Consider the following 6,679-nt stretch of genomic DNA (forward strand, 5'->3'; position numbering starts at 1 on the left):
AACTTTTGCGCGAGACGCAAGCAACGCTTCAGGAGAATCGACCTCTACTTTGGCTGGAGTCATCCTGTCTGAGCAAGTTGGCTCGTTGAGTGAAGAATCCCCGTCGCTTTAGCGCGGAGAGTGTCAATCCCATCATTGATCAACCATGGCCCGGTTTGCTCGTCGGGGCTTTCCATCTAGGGATGTGTGGCGCGAAGACGCACAGCGCGGCACATCACGGGATCTGGGCAACAATCCCCCCCAGCCCCCTTATCGGGTAGGGAGCGATCGCGTCAACTCCACCCCAAACAACGTCTTCAGCCCCAATCGTTCAAACCACGGCACACCGAGACCCCAGGCCATTTTTTGGATAAAATAAGCCTCAAAAGCGGCTTTTGTCCAATTCACCCAGGGGCCTTGCATCGCCACGGAAAACCGCCGATCCTGCGGGTTCGGATGTCCCAGCACCGGCACAGCCATATAGGCAATGCCGGTATCCCCAAACTCTGCAAAACAGAGGGCTTCTAGGGTGGCGGTGGTTGTGGGGGACTTTAATTCTCCCAATTCCACGGCAATATTGTGGGCTACGGCCAACCCCATCGCCTCGGTCATTTCCCCGCTTTTCGGCAGACCAATGGGGACAGGGGTTTGATCCGGTTGCGTGAGTTCCACCGCCACACCCAACGCATAGATATTTGAGAAGGTGTGATGCCGACCATCGGGACGGGTGGCAATAAAGCCCTTGGCGTTACCCAAGTTCGGGGTGTTGCGGATGAAGGATGCACCTAAAAAGGAGGGCAAAATCATCGCATAGTGAAAGGGAAAGCTCTTGCCATCGGCGGTGTGAATGGTGTGGGGTTCAATGCGGCTAATTTCCGCATTGGTGATGGACTGAATGCCCCGTTTTTTCATCAGGTCAGCGGTGAGTTGTTCGGCATTTTTAATCCCCGATACGCCTAAGTGACCCACATAGGGTTCTGGGGTGATGTAGGTGATGGGGGCGCGATCGCGCAACCCTCGGCGGCGTAACTCCCAATCCGCCATCAACATAAACTCATAGGCCGGGCCAAAACAGCCCGCCCCCGGCGCAGCCCCCACCACCAAGGGCCCCGGATTGGCTAAAAATGCTCGCCAGGCTGCCCTCGCAGTCAAGGCATGATCCGGCGTACAGACGGAATGGGTATAGCCGCCATGGGGGCCAAGTCCCGGAATGGCATCGAGATTGAGCGCGGCCCCGGTGGCGATCGCCAAATAGTCATACTGCAACGTCTGCCCATGGGCAAAGGTGATCACCTGCTGATGGGGATCAAGCTGCACCACCCCACTTTGCACCAACTCCAAATGATGCCGCCGCGCCAAGGTTGCCAAATCCAACTGCACATGATCCAAAGGGTTTAAATCCAGCGCCACCCGAATCAACCCCGGAATAAACGTAAAATTCGGTTCCTGAGACACCAACACCACCCGATGTCCCGCCGATAAATAATGCCGTAACTCATAGGCCGTCGGTAAACCGCCCAGCCCCGCACCGATTACAACTACTGTAGCCATTTTCTTATTGACTGATTATTTGATTAGATGGTAATATAATAACATCATCAGATTAAAAACAAAACATCACACACACCATGTATCATTTCAGTAAAATTGTTTCTCTCAGTTTTGACGATGCCAGCGCCGCCGTCACCGCATCCCTCCAGGAAGCTGGTATGGGCGTGCTGACGGAAATCAACGTCCAAGGGGCGCTCAAGAAAAAATTGGATGTCAATTTCCGCCGCTATCAAATCTTGGGGGCTTGCCATCCCGGTATTGCCCATCGGATGCTCGAAACCGATGATAAAGCGGGTGTTCTCTATCCCTGCAATGTTGTTGTTCAGGAACATGAGGATGGCCGCGTCGAAGTCTCTGCCATTGACCCCTTAATGATGTTTTTGATGGTTCACAGCCCTGCCGCCAAAGAAATTGCCCTCGAAGCCAGCACAATGATGCGCGATGTCATCGATCGCCTCCCCACCGCTGCCCCTGTCCCCGCCTAACCCTGACCAGCAACGCCAAATCTACCCAAACCTCCTCAGCATTAGCGCATCCGTCCCCCCTGATCATGCCGATCCTGGCTCGGATGCGCCATCCAAGTTTAGGTGCTGAGGGAAATGTGGCTCTCCTGTTTAATTATTCACAAGACTTCTCACAATGTGGAACTTTTTAGAATCCCTGCAAAAAAATCTGGTGTGGTCGATTCCGGCGGTGATGATTGCCGGTTTAATTTTTGGCAGTGTAACCGACCCCATGTTTCTGAAGGCGGGGATTATTCCCCTCACCTTTTTGATGGTGTATCCAATGATGATTAACCTCCAAGTGGCGAAAGTGTTCATGGGGGGGAATTTGCGCTTGCAATTGGTGACACAACTGATCAACTTTGCGATTATTCCCTTTTTAGCCTTTGGGTTAGGTAAGCTCTTTTTTGCAGATCAACCCCTGGTAGCCTTGGGTTTATTATTAACCTCCCTCTTACCCACCAGTGGCATGACCATCTCCTGGACAGGGTTTGCGAAGGGAAACCTGAATGCAGCGGTACAAATGACGGTAATTGGCTTAATTCTTGGCTCCTTAGCCACTCCCTTTTATGCCAAGTGGCTGATGGGAACAGTGGTGGAAATTCCCTTAGTGGATGTGTTTAAGCAGATTGTCACCATTGTGTTTTTACCGATGCTTTTGGGTGTGGTGACTCGGATGGCGATTATCCGGGTGTGGGGTCAAGACCGCTATCAAAAGAACCTCAAGCAAAAATTTCCGGTGTTTTCCAGTCTTGGCGTGTTGGGGATTGTGTTTGTGGCGTTGGCCTTGAAAGCGACGGCCATTGTCAATAATCCAGGGGCTTTGCTGGGGTATTTTGTCCCCTTGGCAATTATTTATGGGGTGAATTTTGCCTTGAGTACGATAGTGGGTAAGCTATTTTTTGAACGGGGAGATGCGATCGCCCTTGTTTACGGAACCGTAATGCGGAATTTGTCCATTGCTTTGGCGATCGCCATCACTGTATTTGGCCCGAAAGATGGCTCAGAAATTGCCCTAATTATCGCCATGGGCTACATCATCCAAGTCCAAGCCGCTGCTTGGTATGTGAAATTCACCAATCAATTTTTTGGTGCGCCAGCTACAGAAGGGGTTTAATTTTGCCAATTCCCAAAGCTGAGGGCGTATCTTTTAGTCGTTACGACCAACGCTTGTCATAACAGGTCTTCATCATTTAAGGTGATCAGCTAAATTTACGCAAAATTGAAACCTGATAGGGGCGAAAAATTTTTCGCCCCTACGCTAATTTCGGTATCCAATCGAGCCAATTTTACCCTATTTTCCGAAGACCCTCGTAACGACTTTAGTCATTCACTCCCTACTGACACAACCGCCCAGAACCTGCATCCACATCAGAACAAGGGTGATTGGGGGTTGCCGCACTACTATCACGATAAGGTCGCACTTTCGCATCCCGAACTTGACTATTTGCCGTTAAACCAAACCGCGTTCCTGAAGGCTGATGAACATTCTGAATCCATTCAAAAACATTCTCTCCCGCCAAAGGTGCAGGAAGAAAATTGCTACCATCACGGCGCATTGTGGTGGCATGAACCAGATGGCTACAGGTGGGCGTAGCCATCCCAGCTAAGGGCTTACGGGAACAGTTGCGATCAAAAATCGAATTACGCAAGGTAATATTCTGATGGCGAATATTCCCCCCGACAAAATCCGAATTCAAATAGATCGCTCCAGAGGTTTCATGATTCGCCTCATTACGGACAAACGTTGTGTAATTGATCACAACGCGACTCTCTAAACCTGTGGCTAATAACATCGCGCCCCCCCCGGTTTCATTCTTTTCGGGATCGGGAACGCGCCCCGCTTTATTATCTGTAAATGTGACTTGGTTCAAATTGAGGTGAAGATTCGCCCGACCACCGCCAGCCCAGAGCGCACCGCCCTCTTGATCCGCAGCATTTTCTGCAAAAACAACATTCACAATTTGCGTGTTAGATTGCGCCCCAGCATGGGCTAAACGAATCGCTCCGCCGCTACCAATGCCCTGACTATCAATCAAAGCCTCATTGCGATAAAATGTCGAGTTACGAATGATTGCATTTACACCATTGCCTTGAGAAATAAATGCTGCTCCCCCTTCGTGATAAGCCTTGTTACCTTCAAAACGGGAGCCTTGGATTAAAATGGGGTTCTGTTTATTGAGGGCATCAAAGGTATAAATTGCACCACCACTGCCATTAAAATTTTGACCGACACGGGTGGTGTTATTCCGAAATGTGGAATTGGTAATCCGTAGATCGCTCGTATGGGACATGATCGCTCCTCCCTGATTAGCGGTATTACCAATAAATTGGCTATTGTTAATCACAAGGGCTGCTTGATAATTCCCACAAATTGCACCGCCCCTCGCCCCGTTGTTGCTTTCCAGGATGACATTATTTAAGGTGAGTGTTCCACGAGTAATGTGGATTGCGCCCCCTTCACAGCTAAAGCTAGCCACAGGGTTAGGAACACTGCCCCCCCGTAGCTTGAGATTTTGGAGGGTCAGGTTTTGATTGGCAAGGCGAAAGAGACGGGTACGGTTTTGGCCGTTGATCGTCAAGTTTGGGCTGTTTCTGCCATTGAAACTTAGGGTTTTGCCCAGTTGAATTTCTGCGGCAAGGTTGATGGTGGTATTGGCAGGGCATTGAAAGTTAATTTGGCTGCCGTTGGGGGTGCTGTCGATCGCCCGCCGCAGGCCGGCTTCATCGCATTGCGTTAGGGTCGTGGTTTGGGCTTGGGCTGGGTTGGAGCAGGCGAGGGTGAGGGCGGTGATCAAGAGTAGGGGAGAATAGCGGGCGATCGCACCGAGATGGAAGTTCATCAATTTTTTCAGTAAAGGGACAGGAAAACGAGATGGGCAGATTTAGTCTGAACTAAATCGCTCCAAATTTTCCTTAAGGATTGTGAAGAAAAACCCTCAGTAAATGTTGCCCAAGGGGGGACAATTTAAGGGCTGGCTGGCGGTGAAACTTTAAAGCGGATTAATTGTGGTAGCGATCGCCTCCTCCAATAATCCTAACCCCTCCTCCAAGGTTTCAATCTGAGCGAGGCGATCGCGCCACACCCCCGCCCCCACAAACCCCTTACAATACCAAGCTAAATGTTTACGGGCTTGATAAATTCCCCGTTGGCCCTTGTAATCCCATAAGCCCATCAAATGTTCCTTCGCCCAAGTTAATCGGGTTGTAATATCCGGCTCCGGCCATCGCTCCCCCGTTTTTAAAAAATGATCAATTTCCCCCACCAAAAAGGGATAACCCAGCGTCCCCCGCGAACACATCACCCCATCGGCCCCCGTCTGGATTAAACAATCCACCGCCGCCTCTACCGAAAAAATATCCCCATTGGCAATCACCGGAATCTTGACCGCTTGCTTGACTTTGCCAATCCAATCCCAACGGGCCGCCCCCGTATAGCCCTGTTGCCGCGTCCGGCCATGGATCATCAACATTTGCGCCCCTGCCCCCTCCAACCGTTGGGCAAAATCGAGAATCGTAATCTCCTCCTCATCCCACCCTAAGCGGGTTTTCACCGTCACCGGCACATCCACCGCCGCCACCACCGTTTTAACGATCGCCTCCGCCACTTCCGGCTGTCGCAACAGCGAAGATCCGCCCCCCCGTTTCGTAATCTTATTCACCGGACAACCCATATTAATATCAATAGTATCGGCCCCTTCCGCCACCGCTTTACGGGCTGCTTCCCCCATAAAATCGGGGCGACAATCAAAGAGTTGAATACTAATCGGTTGCTCACCGGGATCAACGCGCATCATCTGGGGCAAGTTACGCAGGTGGTGAATTTCCGTCGCGCTCACCATTTCTGTGTAAAGCATTGAGGTCGGGGCATAGCGACGCACTAAGCGACGAAATACCAGATCGGTCACGCCAGAAAGAGGGGACTGGAAAACGCGGCTGTGGATTTGGAAGGGGCCGAGGGTGAGGGGGGGAGCGAGGCGGGTTTGCAATTCAGGGGTGAGCATGGGGAATTGAGCAAAACAATATGGATCGGAAATCTGGTGTTAGCCTTGATCTGTGGGGGGGCGAAAAATGTTTGTGCCTCCGGCAAGCTTACGCCAACGCCCCTACAGCTTTGCACAATCTCATGAAGGGGATTCCATCGGAGCGCAAAAAACTGGGTGCTGCTTGGCAACACCCAGTTCAAAACTTCCTATTCCGTGGGTTTAAACGTGGTTCACGATTAATCAATGTGAACGCCGCGATAAACCCGGTTGTGGGCATGATTCACCCGTGCATGTTTTTGGTGTAAGGTTACTTTCACGCCGCGATAAGTTCCTTCCGTCGGCACATCTTGAGCCGGAACAGTGGTGTTATGGGCGTTGTAACTATGACCACGATAAAAGAGTTTCATGGATCGCCTCCTATTTGGATGGTGTAGGGAATATGAGGCGCGTTCCTTCAGAGTTGTTAAAGCTCTTACTTCCGTCCCAGGGATCTGAGATGAACGATTTATAACTTCCTTTCTGTATCAATAGTTACAGTTTTTTGGGGCGATGTCAAGGGGTGGGGGGGGAAATCCTTCAATTTTCCTGTGGGGGGAGGCTGTGGGGAAGATATTTATGCTTTCTTGAGGGATTAAACGGATTGGGGAACAAGGCAGCCGT

6 protein-coding genes and 1 riboswitch are annotated in these 6,679 nt (G+C 50.9%); of the genes, 2 read left to right on the forward strand and 4 right to left on the reverse strand.

The genetic code is table 11. The features are described 5' to 3' along the window. Nucleotides 1-249: 249 nt before the first annotated feature. The gene (locus VB712_RS07975; RefSeq protein WP_323253895.1) at nt 250-1,530 is read right to left on the reverse strand and encodes an NAD(P)/FAD-dependent oxidoreductase; all 1,281 of its coding nucleotides are present in this window, start codon (nt 1,528-1,530) and stop codon (nt 250-252) included. A 77-nt stretch (nt 1,531-1,607) separates the two neighbouring features. On the opposite strand from VB712_RS07975, the gene VB712_RS07980 reads away from it, so the two are divergent. Both VB712_RS07980 and VB712_RS07985 read left to right on the forward strand, forming a co-directional pair. Next, nucleotides 1,608-2,015: a DUF302 domain-containing protein gene (locus VB712_RS07980; protein ID WP_323253897.1), complete on the forward strand. Its 408-nt coding sequence runs from the start codon at nt 1,608-1,610 to the stop codon at nt 2,013-2,015. A gap of 154 nt (nt 2,016-2,169) precedes the next feature. Beyond that, on the forward strand, nt 2,170-3,150 hold the full coding sequence (locus VB712_RS07985; protein WP_323253899.1) for an arsenic resistance protein: 981 nt from the start codon (nt 2,170-2,172) through the stop codon (nt 3,148-3,150). A 220-nt stretch (nt 3,151-3,370) separates the two neighbouring features. On the opposite strand, the gene VB712_RS07990 is transcribed toward VB712_RS07985, so the two are convergent. The 3 genes from VB712_RS07990 to VB712_RS08000 all read right to left on the reverse strand — a co-directional run bounded on the left by VB712_RS07990 (nt 3,371) and on the right by VB712_RS08000 (nt 6,426). Next, complete coding sequence (locus VB712_RS07990) at nt 3,371-4,876, reverse strand: hypothetical protein (RefSeq protein ID WP_323253901.1); 1,506 nt, start codon at nt 4,874-4,876, stop codon at nt 3,371-3,373. 150 nt (nt 4,877-5,026) lie between these two features. Continuing rightward, nucleotides 5,027-6,037, reverse strand: a complete 1,011-nt coding sequence (gene dusB / locus VB712_RS07995; RefSeq protein ID WP_323253903.1) for a tRNA dihydrouridine synthase DusB — start codon at nt 6,035-6,037, stop codon at nt 5,027-5,029. 218 nt (nt 6,038-6,255) lie between these two features. Next, nucleotides 6,256-6,426, reverse strand: a complete 171-nt coding sequence (locus VB712_RS08000) for a DUF4278 domain-containing protein (protein WP_323253905.1) — start codon at nt 6,424-6,426, stop codon at nt 6,256-6,258. Between the two features lie 36 nt (nt 6,427-6,462). Then, nucleotides 6,463-6,524, reverse strand: a riboswitch (Glutamine riboswitch). Nucleotides 6,525-6,679: the final 155 nt, after the last annotated feature.

Origin of the sequence: Spirulina sp. CCNP1310, from assembly GCF_034932185.1 — a bacterium.
In the GTDB taxonomy this organism is placed as follows: Bacteria; Cyanobacteriota; Cyanobacteriia; order Cyanobacteriales; family Spirulinaceae; genus Spirulina.

What these genes read in the sequence shown, in the direction of transcription:
- dusB (WP_323253903.1), bottom strand. Translation starts at nt 6,037, where the DNA reads ATGCTCACCCCTGAATTGCAAACCCGCCTCGCTCCCCCCCTCACCCTC.
- VB712_RS08000 (WP_323253905.1), bottom strand. Translation starts at nt 6,426, where the DNA reads ATGAAACTCTTTTATCGTGGTCATAGTTACAACGCCCATAACACCACT.
- VB712_RS07985 (WP_323253899.1), top strand. Translation starts at nt 2,170, where the DNA reads ATGTGGAACTTTTTAGAATCCCTGCAAAAAAATCTGGTGTGGTCGATT.
- VB712_RS07990 (WP_323253901.1), bottom strand. Translation starts at nt 4,876, where the DNA reads ATGAACTTCCATCTCGGTGCGATCGCCCGCTATTCTCCCCTACTCTTG.
- VB712_RS07980 (WP_323253897.1), top strand. Translation starts at nt 1,608, where the DNA reads ATGTATCATTTCAGTAAAATTGTTTCTCTCAGTTTTGACGATGCCAGC.
- VB712_RS07975 (WP_323253895.1), bottom strand. Translation starts at nt 1,530, where the DNA reads ATGGCTACAGTAGTTGTAATCGGTGCGGGGCTGGGCGGTTTACCGACG.